The organism is Nocardia sp. NPDC051750, from assembly GCF_044453135.1.
Lineage (GTDB): Bacteria > Actinomycetota > Actinomycetes > Mycobacteriales > Mycobacteriaceae > Nocardia.
Map to the genome: position 1 here is coordinate 1,006,256 of NZ_JBITCK010000001.1, position 18,393 is coordinate 1,024,648.

An 18,393-nucleotide genomic window follows, 5' to 3' on the forward strand; every position below is an offset into this window, starting at 1 on the left:
ATGCCCCATGGACACGCCCGGCAGGGCTAGCGTGAGCGCGGTGAGCAGCTTCATCGACTTCCAGAACGAGATCTACCTGCAGGGCATGGGTGGGGCGGTGCCCGAACTGCCGATGACCGCGGACGGTTTCGAGGACCGGGCCCGGGAGTTGCTCGACGCGCGCGCCTTCGCCTACGTGGCCGGTAGCGCCTCCAGCGAACGCACTGCTGTGGCCAACCGGTCGGCGTTCGAGCGGCACCGCCTGATTCCGCGCATGCTCCGCGGTACCAGTGGGCCCGGTGCCCGCGACACCTCGGTCGAGGTGCTGGGGACCAAGCTCGCCGCTCCCGTGCTCACGGCGCCGGTCGGGGTGCTGGAGTTACTCCACGAGAAAGGCGAGGTAGAGGTAGCTCGGGTGGCGAAGGAACTCGCGGTCGGCACCATCCTGTCCACCGCCTCGTCGGCCACCATCGAAGAAGTCGGCGAGGTGGCCGGGGACTGGTGGTATCAGCTGTACTGGCCGGCCGACGACGAGCTGGCGGAATCGTTCGTCCGGCGCGCGGAGCGGGCGGGCGCGCAGGCGATCGTGGTCACCGTCGATACCCCAGCGCTGGGCTGGCGCCCCCGCGACCTGGAACTCGCCCATCTGCCCTTCCTGCTGGGCAAGGGCATCGCGAACTACCTCTCCGACCCGGTTTTCCGTGCCAAGCTCCCCGCCGCGCCGGAGGAGAGCACGGAGGCCATGCAGGTGGCGATCCTCACCTGGGTCGGCCTGTTCGGCAACCACATGCTGCGGCCCGCCGACCTCGCCAAATTGCGGGAATGGACGGATCTGCCGATCGCGGTGAAGGGGATTCTGCACCCCGACGACGCCCGCCTCGTGGTCGACGCCGGCGCCGACGGCGTGCTGGTGAGCAACCACGGCGGCCGCCAGGTCGACAACTCCATCGCCGCCCTCGACGCCCTGGGCCCGATCGTCTCCGCGGTCGGCGACCGCGCCGATGTGCTGTTCGACTCCGGTATCCGCACCGGCTCCGATGTCCTGACCGCGCTGGCCCTCGGCGCCAAAGCTGTCTGCTACGGCCGCCCCTGGGCCTACGCCCTCGGCATCGCCGGGGCGCCCGGTGTGCGCCACGCCCTGCGCCTGCTGCTCGCCGATTTCGACTCGGCCATGGGTCTTTCCGGCTGCGCCGACCTCGCCGGAATAACCCGCGACCTGCTCGCCGTCCCGCGCTGACGCCGAGGCCGCCGGTCCGCCGGTGGCCGACGGCCGGATTTCGGGCGCGGCCGGGGGGATCGGTTAACATCAAGGCCCTGGAGACGTGGCAGAGCGGCCGAATGCACTCGCCTTGAAAGCGAGAGTCGTGAGAGCGACCGGGGGTTCAAATCCCTCCGTCTCCGCCAGAAATCGCAGCTAGGGGCTGGCCCGATGGCCAGCTGCGGTCGACCGCTGCGGGGGTTGCTCAGCATGACTTGCTGGGGCCACGGCGGTCGGGACCGTCGAACGACCGATTGCCCGGTATACCCGGATGTGTCAGGGTATACCGACGCAAAGCGCGGTGTGGGAGCCGTGGAAGGGAGGGGTTCCGATGGCCGAAGAGCTCGAGGTCAATCCTGATGAGGTCGACAAGTTCGCGGCGAGTTTGAAGAAGCTGGCGGACGAAAACGCAAATGCCATCGCGTACATCGATAAGTGGCTGAAGGTCGACAACACTGTGTGGGGCGACGGTGGGCTGATCCGCGTCGGTCTCGGTGCCGTCAGTGAGGCACACCACAAGCTCAGACCGAATTATGAGGCGCTGGGCAGATTGGCCGAGGCCGCTGCGACCGAACTGACGGCCGTGGCGCAGATGTACCGGACCACGGACAAAACGAACGCCGCGGCATTGGATCGCACCTATCCGGGGGGCAAATAATGGCCGGCGCGCCCGCTGAGAAGCTGGTCGAGCCCGCGCTCGAAGATCCGATGAACGACAAGTTCGAGTTCCTCGTCACCGCCAACGAGATCTCACCGACCTATTGGGCGTGCACTTGGAGCAAGAACGTGCTCGGTGTCGATCCGGTGGAGTGGTTCGCGCAGAAGATCTCCGGCGACTGGGAGGCCCTTCAGAAAGCGGGTAAGGCCGTTGAGAATCTTGCCGCCTACAGTTCGGGTTTTTCGGACGAGATCGGGAATGCGGCCAAGGCCGTGGATACCACCTGGGACGGCAACGCAGCGATCAGCGCTCAGACCTACTTCTCGGAGTTGTCCACCGCCGTCGCGGCGCAGGTCGATTCGCTGAACACCATCGCCGACGAGATCAAGAACTTGGCGAACGCGGCGTACTACGGTGCCAAGACGATCGGCGATTCGGTGCAGACCCTCTTGGATCTGGCGGCCGTCGCCATTATCGAATGGGCCGCGGTGAAGATTTCCGCGGCCACGGGCGTCGGGGCTGTCGCGACGGCGGCACTGGTCGCGGCCGCTACGTTGACCACCCTCAAAGTCATCGAGGAATTCGGTCTTATCGTGGCGGCGTTCTCATCGATCTATATCGGCCTGGAAGGCATAGCCGGGCTGGTCTACGCAGGTGCAGGTGCCATCCAATCCGCCGACCTGACCGCGCTGCCCCAGCAGACTTACGACCACCCCGGAGCGTGATGTGAGTTCACCGGAGCCGATACATGATCTCGCGCGGGGCGACGTCGCGGTATCGCGCCAACTCTCGAAGGCCCTCCGGGTCATCCTGGCCGGGACGGCGGATCCGCAGTTGAAGAACCAGATCCGCGCCATCCTGGACGGACAGGGCAGTGCCCGGGAATTGATGCGCAGTGACGCGTTCAATGTGGTCCTCGATCAGACCATGCCCGCGGCAATGCAGCAGTTCGCAGATATGCCGGAGGACGAGCGACAGCGGCTCGCCGCGCAGGGGCGAGCCGAGCTCGACCAACTCCGTGATCAGCCGCCGGGGCTGTTCTCGCCGTTCCGGCCGGTCGAGCCGCCGCCGACACCAGCACCTCCGGTTGCGCCGCAACTGCCGCCTCCCCCGGTCACGGCCGCGCCCTCGGTGCGACGGAAGTCCTACAAGGACCAAGTCGTCACACCCGACGAACCCGACGAGGACGATCTCTACTTCAGCGAGCGTCGGAAGAACGGGTGGCTGCAGTGACCGGACGGCCGAAGGTGCTGTTCGAGACAGCGGTGGACGCGGACCGGGTGTCGGCTGTCTCCCACGCTCCGCTGGAGCTGATCCTGGTCGAGGCATTGCCCGATGTATGCAGTGAGCACGGGCTGCCTTCCGTCGGAAGCCGGTCTTTCGTTGTGAACTCCATGGGACTGCCGGGTTCGGAGCTGCCGACCATGCGGGTGTTCCTGAGGTCCTTCAGGCTGCCCACACAGCCTCGGCGAAATTACGGGGTCCAGGCACGCCTCCGGTTCGAGTGCCCAACCTGTGAGCTCTGCATGCGTGAAGTCAGGCGGTTCCGGCGAATTGCATTGCTAGCGATGCTGGCGGTCGTGCTCACGGGCGCGGCACTGGCGGCCGCGATCGTTCTCGGGATCGAACAGCTCTATGTGCCGCTGGGTCTCGCGGCCGTGCCGGGATGTTTTCCTGTCGCGCTGGCTGTTGCCGTGGTTGCGTGGACGAGGTCCGGCTACTTCGCGGACGTCTGGTTGTCGGACGCCACCGATCACTTGATCGTGTCGGCACACCCGGACTTCGCCACGGCTATCGATCAGCGGCGTGCCGGGTCGCGCTGACGACCGCTGGTACCTGGCTCGACGGGGTCCGGAGACTGCGGTGGCCCGTCGGAACCGATGGCCTTCGAACCGGGAGTAATGCGGTGGCCTTGCCCGGCACGGCCGGAATCTTCAGCTGCGTCGGCCGGGCGGTTGCGTACGGTGGACACGTGACAGAAACGAGCGACGGAACCCCTGGTCCGGACGCCGTGCCGGAGCCGGCGCGGTGGCCCGCTGTGCTGACCTGGCGCTCTCACGACGGCTCGCGGATGGAATCGGTCCGGGTAACGCTCAACGGCAACCGTATCCGGGCGAGCGGGCGCATCATCGGTGGCGGTTGCGGCGAACATCCGGCGTTCAGTGCCTCCTACGATCTGGTCACCGACGAGAACGGGGCGACCACCCGGTTATCGCTGCGCAGTACGACCGCGGCCGGGGAGCGGCACGCCTCGATCGCCCGCGACGAAGAGAATTACTGGCTGGTGGACGCGACCGGCGCCCACGTCCGTTCGGCGTTCGGTGGTGCGCTGGACGCCGATGTGGTGCTCAGTCCGTTCTTCAACACGCTGCCCATCCGTCGTTTCGGTCTGCAGCACGCGATGGAGGATGTGCAGGTCCCCGTGGTCTACGTAGGTCTGCCCGACCTGACGGTGCAGGAAGCCGATCTCACCTACAGCAGCGCCGGTGACGGGATCAGCGTGCTCTCACCGGTGTCCAGTGCGACACTCACCGTCGACCCCGACGGCTTCGTCCTCGATTACCCGGGGCTGGCCGCACGGATCTGAGCCGGGGCAGCGATTCCGGATCCGGTCGCACGGCCCGGATCGGGCGTGGCCGGTTGCGGAGTCCTCGCCTACCCGGGCCTGGCCGAACGAATCCGGACCGGTTACCCCGGGCCCGGCTCGTTATCGAGGCCGGTGATCACCCCACCGGCGCGCCCCGCTTCCTGCAATTTCTCCAGCCAGCCCGGCGCACCCGGCTCGATACCGGTGATCTCCCAGCGCTGCGCGGACTCGTAACGCTCCCGGGCCGCGTGCCCGGCGGCGGTGAGTTCGTCGAGGGAGGTGTGCGCGCTCAGTGCCTCCCGCGCCTCGGTCAGCGCGGTGAGCGTTTCGTCCAGTACCGCCAGCAGGGCGTCGGAGTTCGGTTCGCAGATTGCGCGCACCAGGTCGGGTGCGGTTCCGGCGACCCGGGTGCCGTCGCGGAACGACCCCGCCGCCAGCCCCAGTGCGAGGTCCCCGCCCCGCGCCCCGGCCACCGCCAGTGCCTCGGCCAGTACATGCGGCAGGTGCGATATCCGGGCCACGGCGCGGTCGTGCTCCGAGGCGATCACCGGGACCACCACCGATCCGCAGTCAAGGGCGAGACGAGTGATCCGTGTCCAGGCCTCTGGATCGGTGCCGGGGTCCACCCCCACCGCCCAGGCGGCACCGCGGAACAGGTCGGGATCGGTTGCCTGCCAGCCCGATTCGGCGGTGCCTGCCATCGGGTGCCCGCCCACATAGCGTTCTTCCAGGCCATACCGGCGCACCGCGACCGCCACCGGCGATTTCACACTCACCACATCGGTCAGCGGGCAGCGCGGCGCGTACTGCGAGATGGCGTCCAGCATCGGGTTCACTGCCGGCATCGGCACCGCCACCACGATCAGCGCATCGGTCTCGGCGGCGCGCTCGAGTGCCGCGGCGAGGTCGCCGGTCACGTCGAAACCGGCGTTCTGGGCGGCCGCCACGCCCGGGGCCGACCGGTTGTATCCCCACGCGGTATATCCGGCCGCGGACACCGCACGCAGCAGCGATCCGCCGATCAAACCTGTCCCGAGAACACAGAGCGACCTATGGTCATCAGCAGTCACCGGAACAGATTCGCATACGAGTTCATCTAACCGCCCCGGGCCGACTACCGTTGCGCCCATGGCAGCACAGCGCTCGGGCACGAACAGGGCGACGTCGGACGATTACGACGACGTCGAAGGGTTCGCGGTGGCCGTTGTCCGGGAAGACGGTACATGGAAATGCAGTCCGCTGACACCGGCCGCGCTCACCACACTGTCCGCCGCGGAGAACGAGCTCAAAGCACTTCGTTCCGCCGGGGCGGTTTTCGGACTCCTGGACGTCGATGACGAGTTCTTCATCGTGGTCCGGCCCGCCCCCAGCGGAACCCGGCTTCTGGTATCGGACGCGACCGCGGCGATCGACTACGACATCGCGGCCGATGTCCTGGAGGAACTGCATATCGAGATCCCCGATATCGATCCGGACGATCTGGACGATACGGAACCGTGGGAGGAGGGTGACCTCGGCATCCTGGCGGACCTGGGTCTGCCCGAACCGGTGTTCAGTGTGATCCTCGCGGAAACCGACCTCTACCCCGACGAGCAGCTTGCGATGATCGCCGAGCGGCTCGGTTTCGCCTCGGAATTCTCCGCGGTACTCGACAAACTGCCCCGCTGAGGTGAGCGGCCCGCTCTCCGATACCGAGATGGTGCGGGCGGCGCTGGCCGCCGCCCGCACCGCCGACCCGCGGGACGTCCCGGTCGGCGCGGTGGTGTTCGACAGCATGGGCCAGGAGCTGGCCCGTGCGGCCAACGCGCGGGAAGCCACCGGCGACCCCACGGCCCACGCCGAGGTCTTGGCCCTGCGTCGCGCCGCGGAGGTGCACGGCGACGGCTGGCGCCTCACCGGAACCACCCTGGCGGTGACTCTCGAACCGTGCACGATGTGCGCCGGCGCCCTGGTCGCGGCCCGGGTGGACCGGCTGCTGTTCGGCGCGTGGGAGCCGAAGACGGGTGCGGTCGGTTCGCTGTGGGATGTGGTCCGCGACCGCCGCCTCAACCACCGCCCGCAGGTTCGCGGCGGAATTCTCGAGCCGGAGTGCGCGGCGATCCTGGACGACTTCTTCCGCTCCCAGCGCTGACCCGGGTACGGATGCGCAGGTCGACGCCCGATTTCGGGGATCGGGGGCTGGTCCGGTAATGTGTCGGGCGGTGGCGTGTCCGAGCGGCCTAAGGAGCACGCCTCGAAAGCGTGTGAGGGGTAACCCCCCTCCGAGGGTTCAAATCCCTCCGCCACCGCTTCGGCCCCTCACTGCTCCGGCAGATGAGGGGCCTTTCCTTTGGTGCTACACCTCCGGTCGTCCGTGTTGTGTTTTCGGGTCAAGATGGCAGCGTGCATATTCCCGCGTATGAGCCGGACCCCGGCGCCGAGTTGTACAACGCGACCGCGTTGACCGATGACCCCGCATTCTGGTCATACCACCTGTGTGGGACGGTCCTCGACGCGTACGAATTCTTCGGTGTGCCCTACCAGGAGTTTCTCCGGATGCGCGACGAGCGGCTCACCCGTCCCACGCGCTGGCCGGTGTTGCGCATCCCACTCGCCGGGGAGCACGAGATCTTCATCGTGTACGAGACATACACGCTGACGCCGGGCGAAGAGTACGAGTATTCGGTGCGGTACCTGCTCCGTCCCGCTGGTCAGGAGCGGACGATCGTGCTGGGCGCGGCGGAGATGGAGGGCACCTACGGTGGGTTGCGCTGGGCGGAGCTCGTCGATGCCGCCACGCCGGCCGGAACCGATGGGATCCAGCGGCCCGGGGCGCGGCTGCTGGCGCTGCTGCCGATGCTGGCGGATGCGGACCGGCCGGTTGATGCCGCCGAGATCGTGGCGAGCGCGTTGCGTGAACAGGGCGCCACCGACCCCGAGCGACAGGCGGTAGCGCTGCTGACGGAGCGAGAGTTCTGCGGTGACGAGACCTGGACGGTGGATGACGCGGGCGTGTGGACGTGTGATGTCGGCCCGAATACCCGATTCCGCGACGACGCCGGGACATCGAAATATGCGGAATTGGCCGAGATCAGCCGGGCACTCACGCGTTAGCCCGGGTGGTCGTATGGACGACTGTGGACGCAGCCGACGTACGCCGTGCCGCCGAAATCAGGGGGCCGGGTGGACCGTCGCTGTATGCGGCGCGGCCGTGCGGGCCCCAGGACTGCGTTCCAGGTGCAGCGAACATGTCGGGTTCACGCGCGGTAGGGCGCGGATCGCCGCGTCCAGCATCAGCGGGGGTCCGCAGACATAGACGGCCGCGCCTGGATTCGCATAGGCGAGAAGATCTGCCATTTCGGGTGCGCCGAACTCGTCATCGGGCCGGATCACGGCGCCGGGCACTTGGTCGAGGAACGGCATCGAATCCGCGGATCGACCGGTGTAGATCAGCGTGCCGCGTGGGCCGGCCGCCCGCACCATGGGCAGGAGCGCGGTGATTCCCATTCCGCCGGCGACGAAGAAGTATTCGCCGGCATCGAGGAAGGGGTAGGTGTGGCGGGGTCCGTGGACCCGGAGAAGGTCTCCGCTGCGCAGGTTCTCGTGGATTTCGATCGACCCGCCTTTACCGTGCGGCATGAGCCGGACGGCGATCCGGTAGGCCGACCTGTCGCGCGGATCCCCGCACAACGAATATTGGCGTTGCCGTCCAGAGGGAAGGAATACGTCGAGATGGGCGCCGGGCAGCCAGGCCGGTAGCGGATCGCCGTCGGGGTCGACCAGGATCACCGCGACCACATCGACCGCTTCGCGCTGGATCGCGGCGACGACGAGCCGGCGATTGAAACCGTTGTGCCAGAGCATCTTCGATCGCGGTAACACCGATGCGGGCCGGTGCGTGACGAAGATCGAACGGCATACGTCCACCGCCGCACCGAACATCTGGAAGCCGCGAGCCGGCACCTGGGTACCCATCAGCAGATCCCGGGTAGTAGTCGGATCGCGGGACGCCATACCAGAGGAAAACAAGCGGATGCTTGGCTGGTCTGCACCATTTGCCGAATGTACATGGCAACATAATTAATGGCAATGTTGCAATATTGCGTCTGCCAGATGGTGTTTGGTACTGACCGATAGGTGTCTGTGCCGAGCGAGCACTTGCTAGCGTTATCTCATGTCCGCCGCGTACACATCGTCCCCTGGGCTGCAGGATGGTATCGAAGCCCGCATTCTGGACGCGGCGTTGATCAGATTCGGCGAGTTCGGTGTCAAGAAGACCACCATCGAGGACATCGCCCGCCAAGCCGGGGTCGACCGGGTCACCATATACCGCCGCGTCGGCTCCCGAGACGATGTGGTCCAGGCGGTGGTGAGCCGCGAGGTCGCCGCGGTCCTCACCGAGGTCGACGCGATCTCCACCCGCCACGAACGCCTGGACGACCTGATTGCCGACATCTTCGTCACGGTGATCACCCGCTGGCGGGAACACGCCCTGGTCAACCGCATGCTGGTCGTCGAACCGGAACGTCTCCTGGAGAAACTGACCACCGAGGGTGCCCCGGTATTCGCGATGTCGGTCGCCGCCACGCACACCGCCCTGTGCCGCGCCGCGGACTCCGGCCTCCTCGTCGAGCCCGCCGACCTCCTCACTCGCGCCGAACTGGTGTGCCGCCTGGTCCACTCGTTCATCCTCTGCCCCACGGGCCTGGTGCCCCTGGACTCCGACGAGCAACTCGACGAATTCGCCCGCACCTACGTCGTTCCCATGGTCACCGGTTGAGACCGCGTGGTTCGAGGGATGTGCCGGGGCCGCAACGAGTGTTATCGCACGTCATTCACGAGCCCCGGTCTCGACGGGAACGGCGTGTTGCCTCAATAGGAGACGACCGCAGTGGCGTAGGCATCGAGCTGGGCGACGCCATCGCTGCAAACGTTCGTGTGTCCCGCGGCGGCGGCGACCTGTTCGAGTTCGGGCTTTCCGTGGTCGTCGGGTAGCGCGACCGCGACGGGGTAGGCGGTTTTGTTGACGAGGAGAAGTTTTCGGTCGCCGGTGGCGGTCAGGAATGCTTGGGCGTGGAGCCGCGGGTCGGGGTAACCGGGGGCTCCGGTGGTGGTGGTCACCAGTGCGTCTCCCTTGCCGAAGTTGCGTAGCAGCAGAGCGAGTGCGTGATACCGGGCATTGGGTGCGCCCGTCTCCCAGTCGATGAGACTGACCCCGGGAATCATGCCGGGATAGTCCATGAATTCGGCGATGCCGACCAGGTCGATGCCGAGTGCGGTGAGGTTCGACCAGAGATAGGACTGGAGCGAGGCACTCAGCGCCCAGTAGGTGTCCGGGATATCGGGATCCGGGTTCATGACATCGGCTGGGTAGGAACCCAACTCGTTGATGAAGGTGGCCGTTCCGGGGGCCAGGCGCTTGCGGATGGAGTCGATGAACCGGACCTGATCGAGGAACGCGTCGGCCTGGGAGAAGAAGAGATTGCGCCAGTGGTCGCTCGGTGCGTTGCCTACCGCGGAGAAGGGGTTGACGATCTCGGGTTGGGCGTAGAAGTGGTACGAGAACGCGTCGATCGGGATTCCTGCGGCGTGGTTGGCCGGGTCGAGGAAATGCCAGAAGTACTCCGGCTCGTGGTGGATGTGGCTCAAGGACAGCCCGATGAATTTCATCTCGGGGTCCAGCGGAGCCAGTCGTGCGACCACGGCGTCGTAGAGCGCGGTGTAGGTCGCGGGCGGCAGCCGGTGGCCTATATCGGGCTCGCAGAGCACTTCCCAGTAGGCGAAGCGGTAGCGATGACCCGATTCGTGCCATCGGCCCAGCTCGTCGGTGAAACCGCCGGCGATGTACCAGCTCGCAAGCCGGTAGAAGTAGTCGGCGACCTCCCGGAAGGTCGGGTCACGCAATTCGGTGCCTTGTTCGTAGTCCCAATGGATTTCGTCGGGGTCGTCGGACACCTCTACGGGTTCGGGCGTGACGAACATCCAAGTCGGGATGGTCGCGAAGTTCGCCACGACGGGCCGGCCCTCGGCGGCTTCGACGAAGTCCTCGACGAAGGGGTCGAGCAGGTCGAAATTCCATGAGGTGGAATCGGCGGTCGGCGGGATGAGCTCGGGGACCGCGACCCGGGGTTGGCTGTACCAGGGCAGAAAGCGCGCAAGATCGGCGCGCAGTTCACGCAGGGCGTCGAACGCTTTGTCGTGGATCGGGGATCCACGACGCAGCGGCGGGGCGGTCCACAGATGCGTCGTGAGCGTGGTCCGGGATGTCCCCGTCGGCTCCGCCCAGTTCACCTGCACGGCGGCGGGTGGGGGCTCGATGGTCGTCATGTGGTGGTTCCTTCCTCGGGAATGCGCGGCCGGCCGAGCGCAGGCAGGATTGCCTGATCCACGATTGCGGCGCGTGTTTCGGCGTCGGGTAGCTGCCCGGTGTCGAGTTGGTGTTTGATCACCAGCGCTTCGCCGATATCGACGACAACAGGGGTGACCAGGCGGGGATCGATATCACCGCGCTCGGCGTAGTGCTCGATGACGGTGCGGGTGAAGCGGCGGCCGTGGCTGTCGAAAACCCGGGTGTAGAGAGCTTCGACGAGGTCCGGCCGGCGCTGCCGCTCCGCGAGTATCGCCGCGACGGCAGGCGCGGTAGGAGCGCCGAGCCACCCGGCCAACTGTCCTATGGAAACCAGCAGATCCGACCGCAACCCACCTCCCTCGACAGCGACCTGCTCCACCGGGTGGGCATGGGCGAGGGCATCGAGCAGCAAATCCTCGACCGTCGGCCAATGCCGATAGATCGAGGTCTTCGCCACCCCGGCCCGCCGGGCCACCCCCTCGATCGCAAGGCGGCCCAGCCCCTTTTCGGTGACTTCGGCTATCACCGCCGCCCGGCAGGCTTCGAGTACATCCTCGAGCGAACGGCGGCGTCCCGGTTGATCAGCTTCGGTGGCCATGCCGTCAGCATAGCTACGGCTACGTAGCTACGCAATCGTAGCTATATGGCACTCGCCTCCACCGATTTGTGGAACGACGAGATGGAATCTCAACCGCTGGAAGCACTCGGTGCCCAGGTGGTTCAGCTCGGGAAGTGGCGGCGCGACACGAAGTACGACAAGATCGGCGCGACCTTGCCCGGGCTCGTGGACCAGCTGTTGGCGGCCGGCGCAGAATACGGGGAGCCTGCATACGCCCTGCTTGCCGACGCTTATCGCGCCGGAAACACGCTGGCGCACAAGCTCGGATACGCCGACCTGTCTTTGACGGCGATGGATCGAATGGAATGGGCGGCCGACCGTAGCGGCGACCCATTGCTGATGGCGACGTGCCATTACTTGCGGGCCGCGGCGCTCACCCGCATAGGCGCGGGCAAACATGCGCTGCGCCTGCTGGACCGGACGATGAGCGAGATCGAACCGATGATCCACCAGGACCCCAATGCGGCCGCGGTGTGGACCGCCTTGCACATGCGGGCGGGCGTGATCGCCGCGTCGCAGGCGGACGGCTCCGCATCGGATGAACATCTGGCTGAGGCTGCGAAGGTCGCAGAATCGGTGGGCGAGCGTGTCGTGTACGAGACGGTGGTCGGGCCCACCAACGTAAAGCTGTACGCGATCGCCGCTGCTGTAGACCTGGTCCAGCCTGGTAAGGCGTTGAAAATCGCCGAGACGGTGGCGATCCCGCAGGGTATGGCAGCCGAGCGCGAGACATACTTTCACCTCGATATCGCCCGCGCGCACCTACTGAACCGGCGACCGGACGAGGCGATCGAAGAGCTGTACGCGGCGCGCGCGCTGGCGCCCCAGCATTTCCGGGCTTCGGGCACAGTGAAGGCCGCGATCCAGACTGCGGCCCAGCAGCAGCGCTACGCCAGTAAAGGGCTGCGGTCGCTGGCGAACTCAGCGGGCATTCAGGACTGACAGATGTATGTCCCGAAGGAACCCGGCATTTATCGGGACGCACACGGTGACTACTGGTCGCGGGATGCGGACGGCTGGCGTTGGATCGGCCGCTGCCTCCCGTTCACCGGACAGGTGGTGCCGGCGGACCCGGGCCACGGACCACTACCGGATCATGAGCTGGCCATGCTGGTCGACAGCCCGGACGACGCCGTCCTGCCACTGACACGACTCGAGGTCGAGGACCACCTACCCGACGCCTGGTCGCCCTGACGACGCTGCCTCGGCTCAGCACTCACAGCGATCCGCCGGTGCCGCCGTAGGCGGCGTCGATATCGAAAGGCACCGGACAGCCCGGGCTTTCACTGCACGTGAACAGGTCGTCGCACCCGGCGGCCGAAGCCGCACGCAACCTGTCACGTACCGCGGCGAACTCGGCATCGACCTCGGCCAGCTTCGCCGCGGCGCGAGCGTGCAACCCCGGTGTGGGATGCAACCCCGAAACTATCCGCACCGGTCCGGCCCTCTCGATCGCACGCGCCTGCGCCGGATGGCGGTGGTTACCGACAGCAGTTGGGGTCGAGTACCACACACAGCGCGGAGAGGGCATCGCGGTGGGCGCGGTGTGTGACGCTCATGCCGTGGCGCTCTGATTGGACCAGGCCCGCTTTGCGGAGCTGACCGAGGTGGTGGCTGACGGTGGATTCGCTGAGACCGACCGCTTCAGCGAGGTCGCCGCCGTTGGCGCCGGTGGCCGGGTTGGCCAGCAGTAGCGACATGAGCTTCACGCGCACCGGGTCGGCCAGTGCCTTCAAGCGGAGGGCGACGTGCAGGGCTGCTTCGTCGTCGACCGGGCCGGCGGCCACGGGGGCGCAGCAGACGGGTGCGGTGGTGTCGATGACGGGCAGTGCTTTGGGCATGTCCTGATCCTACCGGAATATTGACATATGTCGAAAAGGTGGCACACTCGACCCTGTCGGCTCTTCGATATATGTAACATTACTGGAGGTCATCATGTCTCGTGTGCAGCTCGCTCTGAATGTCGATGATCTGGAAGCAGCGGTCGGGTTCTACTCGACCCTGTTCGGTGCGCAGCCCGCGAAGCGCAAGCCGGGGTATGCGAATTTCGCGATCGACGAACCGCCGCTGAAGCTGGTGCTGATCGAGAACCTGGGCCAGGGCGGCAGTGTCAACCACCTCGGGGTGGAGGTCGATTCCTCGGAGAAGGTGCACGCCGAGATCGCGCGTCTGTCCGATGCCGGATTGTTCACCGAGGAGCAGATCGCGACCACGTGTTGCTTCGCCACCCAGGACAAGGTCTGGGTAACCGGCCCGAACCAGGAGAGGTGGGAGGTCTACACCGTCCTTGCCGATACCGAGCATTTCGGTGCGGCTCCGGTGTTCGCCGAGATGACCGATGGTGCGGCGGTGCAGGCGTGCTGCGGCACCGACGCTCCCACCGATACCGAATCCGCCCGGGAGTCGGAGCCCGGGGTGGCGTGCTGCACGCCGGCCGCCGCCCAGTAGGGCCCGGTTGCCGGAGGTGACCGAGATCGATACCGCGCCCGCGGCGGTGGGGTTGCCGCGGGCGGGGCGCCGCCGGGTGTTGGCGGTGCTGTGCCTGACCCAGATATCCAGTTGGGGGATCCTGTATTACGCGTTCCCCGTGTTGTCGGGGTCGATCACCCGTGATACCGGCTGGTCGGCGCCGGTGATCACTGCTGCCTTCTCGCTCGGCCAACTAGCCACCGCCCTCACCGGGATCCCGGTCGGTGCGGTCATCGACCGCGTCGGTCCGCGCCGGGTGATGACCGCCGGATCGCTGCTTGGTGTCGTCGCCCTGATCGCGATCGCGACTGCCCCGAACCTGGCCGTGTTCTATCTCGGCTGGCTGGCGGCTGGGGTGGCGATGGGGGCGGTGTTGTATCCGCCGGCATTCGCGGCGTTGACCCGCTGGTGGGGTGCTGAGCGTGTAACCGCGCTTATGGTCCTCACCCTCGCCGGGGGCCTGGCGTCCAGTGTGTTCGCGCCGGTCACCGCCGCCCTGGACGGTCACACCCACTGGCGCGCCACCTATCTCGTGCTCGCCGCCGTCTTGGCGGTGCTGACCATTCCGGTGCACTGGCTGGGGTTGCGGGCTCCGTGGCCCGCCCCGCCGCCACCGGCGGAGGCAGCGCATGCCGATCATTCCGGGATCGCGCGCAGCCCGCGCTTCGCTGTGCTGGTCGTGACGATGTGCCTGGCGGCGTTCGCGAGCTTCGCCGGGATCTTCAACCTCGTCGCCCTCGTACAAGAACAAGGGTTCAGCCCCTCGTTAGCCGCGTGGGCACTCGGGCTCGGAGGTGCCGGGCAGGTGCTGGGCCGTCTCGGGTATCTGCCGCTGTCCCGCTACACCGGTGTCACCGTCCGCACCGTGGTGGTCCTCGCCGCGCTCGCCGTCACCACAGCGCTGCTCGGGGTGGTGTCGGGGGTGGTGGCGCTGATCGCGGTCGCGATCGGCGCCGGGTTGGTGCGCGGCATCTTCACTCTGATCCAGGCCACCGCGATCACCGACCGATGGGGCGCAACCCATTACGGCCGGTTGAACGGGCTGCTGTCCGCCCCGGTGGTGATCATCTCCGCGCTGGCGCCGTGGGCGGGCACGGTGCTTTCGGCTTGGACCGGCAGCTACGCCCATGCCTACCTCGTCCTCGGCGGTATCGCGGCCCTCGCCGCGGTCATCGCGACTCGCACCGGACTCACCATCACGAAGAAAGAGACGTTGTGACGTACGAATACGACTACGACGCCGTCATCATCGGCGGCGGTCAATCCGGCCTGGCCGGCGCCCACCACCTCGCACGGCGCGGTCTGCGGACCGCGGTCCTGGAAGCCACCGGTGAGGCCACCGTCCGGCTGCGATGACCGGAAATCTCTGGGGACAGCGCCCGCGGTCAGGTGCGGGTGGGCGCCAGTTCGGCGATCAATGCCTCGACCCGGGAACGGATCTCGTCGCGGATCGGGCGCACCGCCTCGATCCCCTTCCCCGCCGGGTCGGGCAGATCCCAGTCGCGGTAGCTGATCCCGGGAAATACCGGACAGCTGTCGCCGCAGCCCATGGTGATCACGACCGTGGAGGACTCCACCGCATCGGGGGTCAGGACCTTCGGGGTCTGCCCGGCAATATCGATACCGACCTCGGCCATCGCCGCTACTGCGGCGGGATTCAGGGTCTCGGCCGGAGCACTGCCGGCGGAGCGGACTTCGATTGCTCCGGTGGCGAGGTGGGCCAGGAATCCGGCGGCCATCTGGGAGCGCCCGGCATTGTGGACACAGACGAACAACACACTTGGTGCAGTGGTCATGGGTCGGCCTCTTTCACGCGGTAGGGACGTCGAGCTCGGCGAGCAGGGCGCGGACACGGATTTCGATCTCGGCGCGGATCGGGCGGATCGCGGCGACATCGAGACCAGCGGGATCGGGCAGATCCCAATCCTCATAGCGACGACCCGGATACACCGGGCAGGCATCCCCGCAGCCCATGGTGATGATGATGTCGGCGGCTTTCAGGATTTCCTCGGTCCACGGCTTCGGATACTCACCAGTGATATCGATCCCGATCTCGGCCATCGCCTCGACCGCGGCCGGATTGATCTCATCGCCCGGCTCGCTGCCACCGGACCAGGCGATCGCATGCCCACCGGCGAGATGGGTGAACAGGCCCAGGGCGATCTGGGAGCGGCCGGCGTTGTGGGTGCACAAAAACAGCACGGTCGGAGTGCCGGTGTGGGTGAGGCCTTCGACTTTGGCCAAAGCATGCAGGCGTTGGCGCGCGAACCGCTCGGCCAGCAGGGGCAGGAAGTTCACGATCGTGGCGCGGCCGGCGAACTGCTCATAGGAGGAGTGCAGGAACCGCTCGATCGTCTCGACACCGAAAGTGCCGTCGAACTCCCGCTGCAACCGGGTCGCGGCGGTTTTCAACGCCACATGCTGGTCGATACTCAAATCCGCGCGCAACGCGGATACCGGGATGGGGGATTCGGTCATATCAGGATCCGATGCTCCAGAAGGACGGTCAAAGCTGGATAGTTGAGTCGAATTCGGCGGCCAGAGCACGGATGCGGGCGGTGATATCGTCACGGACCAGCCGCATCCGCTCGATCCCCTCGATCCCGCGCGCCGAGGGCTCGTCGGTGTCCCACCGGAGCACCCGCACACCCGCAGGGGCGTCGAGTTCGGCTTCGCGGCCCAGGACCACCACCAGATCCACCACCGCGAGCAGTGGCGGATCGACCGGCTTCGGGACTTCACCGCCGATATCGACCCCGACCTCCCGCAGCGAGGCCACCGATAGTGCGTTCAGCCGTACGCCGGGATCGGTGCCGGCCGAATGCACCTCGATGCGATCACCGGCCGCGGCGCGCAGCAGCCCTGCCGCCATCTGTGATTTACCGCTGTTGCGGACACACACGAACAACACCTTCACTGCCGTGGTCACCGGGAGCGTGCCTCGTGCGGGGTCGCGGTATCGCGGAACCGGTTGCGTAGTGCCAGGGACACATAAACCAGCCCGACCAGGACCGGGACTTCGATCAATGGGCCGACGACACCGGCGAGGGCCTGGCCGGAGGTGGCACCGTAGGTGGCGATCGCGACCGCGATGGCGAGCTCGAAATTGTTGCCCGCCGCGGTGAACGCCAGCGTGGTGGTGCGCTCGTATCCCAGTCCCATCACCGCGCCCAGCAGGTATCCGCCGCCCCACATGACCGCGAAATACGCCAGCAGCGGCACCGCGATCCGCACCACATCCAGGGGTTGGGAGGTGATCCGATCGCCCTGCAGGGCGAACAGCACCACGATGGTGAACAACAACCCGTACAGGGCCCACGGCCCGATCCGCGGGATCAGCGTCGACTCGTACCAGTCACGGCCCTTCGCTCGCTCCCCGAACCTGCGGGTCAGATAGCCCGCGAGCAGTGGGATCCCGAGGAAGATCAGCACCGACTTCGCGATCTCCCACGGGGAAGTGTCGATCGTGGTCTGCTCCAAGCCCAGCCAGCCGGGCAGCACCGACAGATAGAACCAGCCGAGACCGGCGAACATGATCACCTGGAAGATCGAGTTCAGCGCCACCAGCACCGCGGCGGCCTCCCGGTCCCCGCAGGCCAGGTCGTTCCAGATGATCACCATCGCGATACACCGCGCCAACCCGACGATGATCAAGCCGGTGCGGTATTCCGGCAAATCCGGCAACAGCAGCCACGCCAAGGCGAACATCAGCGCGGGCCCGAGCAGCCAATTCAGCACCAGAGACCCGATGAGCAGCCGCCGGTCGCCGGTCACGGTGTCGAGGCGGTCATAGCGCACCTTCGCCAGCACCGGGTACATCATGATCAACAGCCCGATCGCGATCGGCAGCGAGATCCCGTCGATCTCCACCGCCGCCAGCCCGTCCCCGAGCCCCGGAATCACCCGGCCCAGCAGCAGACCCGCGCCCATGGCCACACCGATCCACACCGGCAGGAACCGATCCAGTGTCGAGAGCTTTCCCACCACGCCCGGCCGGCCGCTGGTCGTGGTGGTGATCTCGGTACTCATGCGTTCACCTCGGCGAGCGCGCCGGCCTCCAGCGACAGCGCATCCGACAGTTGTCGCAGGGCTTCCGGGACGACCCGGTAGTACACCCACGACGCGCGGCGCTCACTGGTCAACAGGCCGGCACTCCGCAAGACCTTCAGGTGGTGGGAGATCGTCGGCTGGGTCAGATCGATACCTTCGGACAGGTCACACACGCAGGCTTCCTGCCCGGACCGCGATGCGATCGAGCTCAGCAGCCGCAGCCGTATCGGGTCCGACAGTGCCTTGAACACCACCGCTAACTCCCCGGCGGCATCCGCCGACAACGGCTCCCGCACCCGCGGAGACGGATTGCACGCCTCGACCGGCCCCACCGGCAACTGCGACTTAGACATGCATCGATATTGACAATTGTCGATCCCATTCGCAAACGAACAGCCGGTGAACACCCCCTCCGGGGCGACTGGGACGGTCCATCGGCCGCCTA

General features: G+C 66.9%; 26 protein-coding genes and 2 tRNA genes. 17 read left to right on the plus strand and 11 right to left on the minus strand.

Features of this window, described 5'->3' with window-relative positions:
* The first annotated feature begins 40 nt into the window (after positions 1-40).
* The 7 genes from ACIA75_RS04285 (at position 41) to ACIA75_RS04315 (ending at position 4,482) form a co-directional block, all read left to right on the plus strand.
* A complete protein-coding gene (locus ACIA75_RS04285; protein ID WP_397099758.1) occupies positions 41-1,216 on the plus strand; it encodes a lactate 2-monooxygenase in 1,176 nt (391 codons plus the stop codon).
* 79 nt (positions 1,217-1,295) lie between these two features.
* Positions 1,296-1,383, plus strand: a tRNA-Ser gene (locus ACIA75_RS04290).
* Between the two features lie 185 nt (positions 1,384-1,568).
* Positions 1,569-1,895 (plus strand): type VII secretion target, encoded by a 327-nt coding sequence (locus ACIA75_RS04295; protein WP_397099760.1) that lies wholly within the window; start codon positions 1,569-1,571, stop codon positions 1,893-1,895.
* Positions 1,895-2,620 (plus strand): WXG100 family type VII secretion target, encoded by a 726-nt coding sequence (locus tag ACIA75_RS04300; protein ID WP_397099762.1) that lies wholly within the window; start codon positions 1,895-1,897, stop codon positions 2,618-2,620. Before ACIA75_RS04295 ends, ACIA75_RS04300 begins: the two co-directional genes overlap by 1 nt.
* A gap of 1 nt (position 2,621) precedes the next feature.
* The gene (locus ACIA75_RS04305; RefSeq protein ID WP_397099764.1) at positions 2,622-3,128 is read left to right on the plus strand and encodes a hypothetical protein; all 507 of its coding nucleotides are present in this window, start codon (positions 2,622-2,624) and stop codon (positions 3,126-3,128) included.
* A 335-nt stretch (positions 3,129-3,463) separates the two neighbouring features.
* A complete protein-coding gene (locus tag ACIA75_RS04310; RefSeq protein WP_397099766.1) occupies positions 3,464-3,718 on the plus strand; it encodes a hypothetical protein in 255 nt (84 codons plus the stop codon).
* Positions 3,719-3,867: 149 nt separating this feature from the next.
* Complete coding sequence (locus ACIA75_RS04315; protein ID WP_397099768.1) at positions 3,868-4,482, plus strand: putative glycolipid-binding domain-containing protein; 615 nt, start codon at positions 3,868-3,870, stop codon at positions 4,480-4,482.
* Between the two features lie 101 nt (positions 4,483-4,583).
* On the opposite strand, the gene ACIA75_RS04320 is transcribed toward ACIA75_RS04315, so the two are convergent.
* Complete coding sequence (locus tag ACIA75_RS04320; protein WP_397099770.1) at positions 4,584-5,552, minus strand: prephenate dehydrogenase; 969 nt, start codon at positions 5,550-5,552, stop codon at positions 4,584-4,586.
* Between the two features lie 58 nt (positions 5,553-5,610).
* Here ACIA75_RS04320 and ACIA75_RS04325 point away from each other — a divergent pair, with 58 nt between their 5' ends.
* From ACIA75_RS04325 to ACIA75_RS04340, 4 genes are all read left to right on the plus strand, one after another.
* Positions 5,611-6,150: a tRNA adenosine deaminase-associated protein gene (locus ACIA75_RS04325; RefSeq protein WP_397099772.1), complete on the plus strand. Its 540-nt coding sequence runs from the start codon at positions 5,611-5,613 to the stop codon at positions 6,148-6,150.
* A 28-nt stretch (positions 6,151-6,178) separates the two neighbouring features.
* Entirely contained in the window at positions 6,179-6,613 is a 435-nt protein-coding gene (locus tag ACIA75_RS04330; protein WP_397100917.1) for a nucleoside deaminase, read from the plus strand.
* A 69-nt stretch (positions 6,614-6,682) separates the two neighbouring features.
* A tRNA-Ser gene (locus ACIA75_RS04335) sits at positions 6,683-6,770 on the plus strand.
* A 94-nt stretch (positions 6,771-6,864) separates the two neighbouring features.
* Positions 6,865-7,575, plus strand: coding sequence for a hypothetical protein (locus ACIA75_RS04340; protein WP_397099774.1), 711 nt, complete (start codon positions 6,865-6,867; stop codon positions 7,573-7,575).
* A 57-nt stretch (positions 7,576-7,632) separates the two neighbouring features.
* Here ACIA75_RS04340 and ACIA75_RS04345 read toward each other — a convergent pair whose 3' ends face one another.
* Entirely contained in the window at positions 7,633-8,436 is an 804-nt protein-coding gene (locus tag ACIA75_RS04345; protein ID WP_397099776.1) for a ferredoxin reductase, read from the minus strand.
* Between the two features lie 199 nt (positions 8,437-8,635).
* Here ACIA75_RS04345 and ACIA75_RS04350 point away from each other — a divergent pair, with 199 nt between their 5' ends.
* On the plus strand, positions 8,636-9,241 hold the full coding sequence (locus tag ACIA75_RS04350) for a TetR/AcrR family transcriptional regulator (protein ID WP_397099778.1): 606 nt from the start codon (positions 8,636-8,638) through the stop codon (positions 9,239-9,241).
* Positions 9,242-9,333: 92 nt separating this feature from the next.
* Here ACIA75_RS04350 and ACIA75_RS04355 read toward each other — a convergent pair whose 3' ends face one another.
* Positions 9,334-10,788, minus strand: coding sequence for a hypothetical protein (locus ACIA75_RS04355; RefSeq protein ID WP_397099780.1), 1,455 nt, complete (start codon positions 10,786-10,788; stop codon positions 9,334-9,336).
* Positions 10,785-11,408, minus strand: coding sequence for a TetR/AcrR family transcriptional regulator (locus ACIA75_RS04360; protein ID WP_397099782.1), 624 nt, complete (start codon positions 11,406-11,408; stop codon positions 10,785-10,787). The genes ACIA75_RS04355 and ACIA75_RS04360 overlap by 4 nt, the downstream gene beginning before the upstream one ends.
* Before the next feature lie 45 nt (positions 11,409-11,453).
* Here ACIA75_RS04360 and ACIA75_RS04365 point away from each other — a divergent pair, with 45 nt between their 5' ends.
* Together ACIA75_RS04365 and ACIA75_RS04370 are read left to right on the plus strand one after the other, a co-directional pair.
* A complete protein-coding gene (locus ACIA75_RS04365) occupies positions 11,454-12,371 on the plus strand; it encodes a hypothetical protein (protein ID WP_397099784.1) in 918 nt (305 codons plus the stop codon).
* Positions 12,372-12,374: 3 nt separating this feature from the next.
* The gene (locus tag ACIA75_RS04370; protein WP_397099786.1) at positions 12,375-12,623 is read left to right on the plus strand and encodes a hypothetical protein; all 249 of its coding nucleotides are present in this window, start codon (positions 12,375-12,377) and stop codon (positions 12,621-12,623) included.
* A 22-nt stretch (positions 12,624-12,645) separates the two neighbouring features.
* Here the strand turns inward: ACIA75_RS04370 and ACIA75_RS04375 are convergent, their stop codons facing one another.
* Both ACIA75_RS04375 and ACIA75_RS04380 read right to left on the minus strand, forming a co-directional pair.
* Entirely contained in the window at positions 12,646-12,846 is a 201-nt protein-coding gene (locus ACIA75_RS04375; RefSeq protein ID WP_397099788.1) for a hypothetical protein, read from the minus strand.
* 64 nt (positions 12,847-12,910) lie between these two features.
* Complete coding sequence (locus tag ACIA75_RS04380; protein ID WP_397099790.1) at positions 12,911-13,270, minus strand: Rv2640c family ArsR-like transcriptional regulator; 360 nt, start codon at positions 13,268-13,270, stop codon at positions 12,911-12,913.
* A 94-nt stretch (positions 13,271-13,364) separates the two neighbouring features.
* On the opposite strand from ACIA75_RS04380, the gene ACIA75_RS04385 reads away from it, so the two are divergent.
* From ACIA75_RS04385 to ACIA75_RS04395, 3 genes are read left to right on the plus strand one after another with little or no spacing between them, the layout of a single operon-like run.
* Positions 13,365-13,877 (plus strand): ArsI/CadI family heavy metal resistance metalloenzyme, encoded by a 513-nt coding sequence (locus tag ACIA75_RS04385; RefSeq protein ID WP_397099792.1) that lies wholly within the window; start codon positions 13,365-13,367, stop codon positions 13,875-13,877.
* Positions 13,878-13,893: 16 nt separating this feature from the next.
* Complete coding sequence (locus ACIA75_RS04390) at positions 13,894-15,117, plus strand: MFS transporter (protein ID WP_397099794.1); 1,224 nt, start codon at positions 13,894-13,896, stop codon at positions 15,115-15,117.
* The gene (locus ACIA75_RS04395) at positions 15,114-15,254 is read left to right on the plus strand and encodes an FAD-dependent oxidoreductase (protein ID WP_397099796.1); all 141 of its coding nucleotides are present in this window, start codon (positions 15,114-15,116) and stop codon (positions 15,252-15,254) included. Before ACIA75_RS04390 ends, ACIA75_RS04395 begins: the two co-directional genes overlap by 4 nt.
* 29 nt (positions 15,255-15,283) lie before the next feature.
* Here ACIA75_RS04395 and ACIA75_RS04400 read toward each other — a convergent pair whose 3' ends face one another.
* The 5 genes from ACIA75_RS04400 to ACIA75_RS04420 are packed head-to-tail and all read right to left on the minus strand — an operon-like array spanning position 15,284 to position 18,301.
* The gene (locus tag ACIA75_RS04400; protein ID WP_397099798.1) at positions 15,284-15,694 is read right to left on the minus strand and encodes an arsenate reductase ArsC; all 411 of its coding nucleotides are present in this window, start codon (positions 15,692-15,694) and stop codon (positions 15,284-15,286) included.
* A 13-nt stretch (positions 15,695-15,707) separates the two neighbouring features.
* Positions 15,708-16,376 carry an arsenate reductase ArsC gene (locus tag ACIA75_RS04405; RefSeq protein WP_397099800.1) on the minus strand — a complete coding sequence of 223 codons (669 nt, stop codon included), beginning with the start codon at positions 16,374-16,376 and terminating at the stop codon, positions 15,708-15,710.
* Between the two features lie 28 nt (positions 16,377-16,404).
* The gene (locus ACIA75_RS04410; RefSeq protein ID WP_397099802.1) at positions 16,405-16,827 is read right to left on the minus strand and encodes a low molecular weight phosphatase family protein; all 423 of its coding nucleotides are present in this window, start codon (positions 16,825-16,827) and stop codon (positions 16,405-16,407) included.
* A complete protein-coding gene (gene arsB / locus ACIA75_RS04415) occupies positions 16,824-17,927 on the minus strand; it encodes an ACR3 family arsenite efflux transporter (protein ID WP_397099804.1) in 1,104 nt (367 codons plus the stop codon). Before arsB ends, ACIA75_RS04410 begins: the two co-directional genes overlap by 4 nt.
* Positions 17,924-18,301 carry an ArsR/SmtB family transcription factor gene (locus ACIA75_RS04420; RefSeq protein ID WP_397099806.1) on the minus strand — a complete coding sequence of 126 codons (378 nt, stop codon included), beginning with the start codon at positions 18,299-18,301 and terminating at the stop codon, positions 17,924-17,926. Before ACIA75_RS04420 ends, arsB begins: the two co-directional genes overlap by 4 nt.
* Positions 18,302-18,393 lie beyond the last annotated feature (92 nt).

Coding starts and splice junctions, on each gene's coding strand:
- ACIA75_RS04400 (WP_397099798.1), bottom strand. CDS start 15,694: ATGACCACTGCACCAAGTGTGTTGTTCGTCTGTGTCCACAATGCCGGG.
- ACIA75_RS04405 (WP_397099800.1), bottom strand. CDS start 16,376: ATGACCGAATCCCCCATCCCGGTATCCGCGTTGCGCGCGGATTTGAGT.
- ACIA75_RS04365 (WP_397099784.1), top strand. CDS start 11,454: ATGGCACTCGCCTCCACCGATTTGTGGAACGACGAGATGGAATCTCAA.
- ACIA75_RS04385 (WP_397099792.1), top strand. CDS start 13,365: ATGTCTCGTGTGCAGCTCGCTCTGAATGTCGATGATCTGGAAGCAGCG.
- ACIA75_RS04310 (WP_397099766.1), top strand. CDS start 3,464: ATGCTGGCGGTCGTGCTCACGGGCGCGGCACTGGCGGCCGCGATCGTT.
- ACIA75_RS04380 (WP_397099790.1), bottom strand. CDS start 13,270: ATGCCCAAAGCACTGCCCGTCATCGACACCACCGCACCCGTCTGCTGC.
- arsB (WP_397099804.1), bottom strand. CDS start 17,927: ATGAGTACCGAGATCACCACCACGACCAGCGGCCGGCCGGGCGTGGTG.
- ACIA75_RS04300 (WP_397099762.1), top strand. CDS start 1,895: ATGGCCGGCGCGCCCGCTGAGAAGCTGGTCGAGCCCGCGCTCGAAGAT.
- ACIA75_RS04420 (WP_397099806.1), bottom strand. CDS start 18,301: ATGTCTAAGTCGCAGTTGCCGGTGGGGCCGGTCGAGGCGTGCAATCCG.
- ACIA75_RS04350 (WP_397099778.1), top strand. CDS start 8,636: ATGTCCGCCGCGTACACATCGTCCCCTGGGCTGCAGGATGGTATCGAA.
- ACIA75_RS04330 (WP_397100917.1), top strand. CDS start 6,179: ATGGTGCGGGCGGCGCTGGCCGCCGCCCGCACCGCCGACCCGCGGGAC.
- ACIA75_RS04325 (WP_397099772.1), top strand. CDS start 5,611: ATGGCAGCACAGCGCTCGGGCACGAACAGGGCGACGTCGGACGATTAC.
- ACIA75_RS04355 (WP_397099780.1), bottom strand. CDS start 10,788: ATGACGACCATCGAGCCCCCACCCGCCGCCGTGCAGGTGAACTGGGCG.
- ACIA75_RS04295 (WP_397099760.1), top strand. CDS start 1,569: ATGGCCGAAGAGCTCGAGGTCAATCCTGATGAGGTCGACAAGTTCGCG.
- ACIA75_RS04360 (WP_397099782.1), bottom strand. CDS start 11,408: ATGGCCACCGAAGCTGATCAACCGGGACGCCGCCGTTCGCTCGAGGAT.
- ACIA75_RS04345 (WP_397099776.1), bottom strand. CDS start 8,436: ATGGGTACCCAGGTGCCGGCTCGCGGCTTCCAGATGTTCGGTGCGGCG.
- ACIA75_RS04370 (WP_397099786.1), top strand. CDS start 12,375: ATGTATGTCCCGAAGGAACCCGGCATTTATCGGGACGCACACGGTGAC.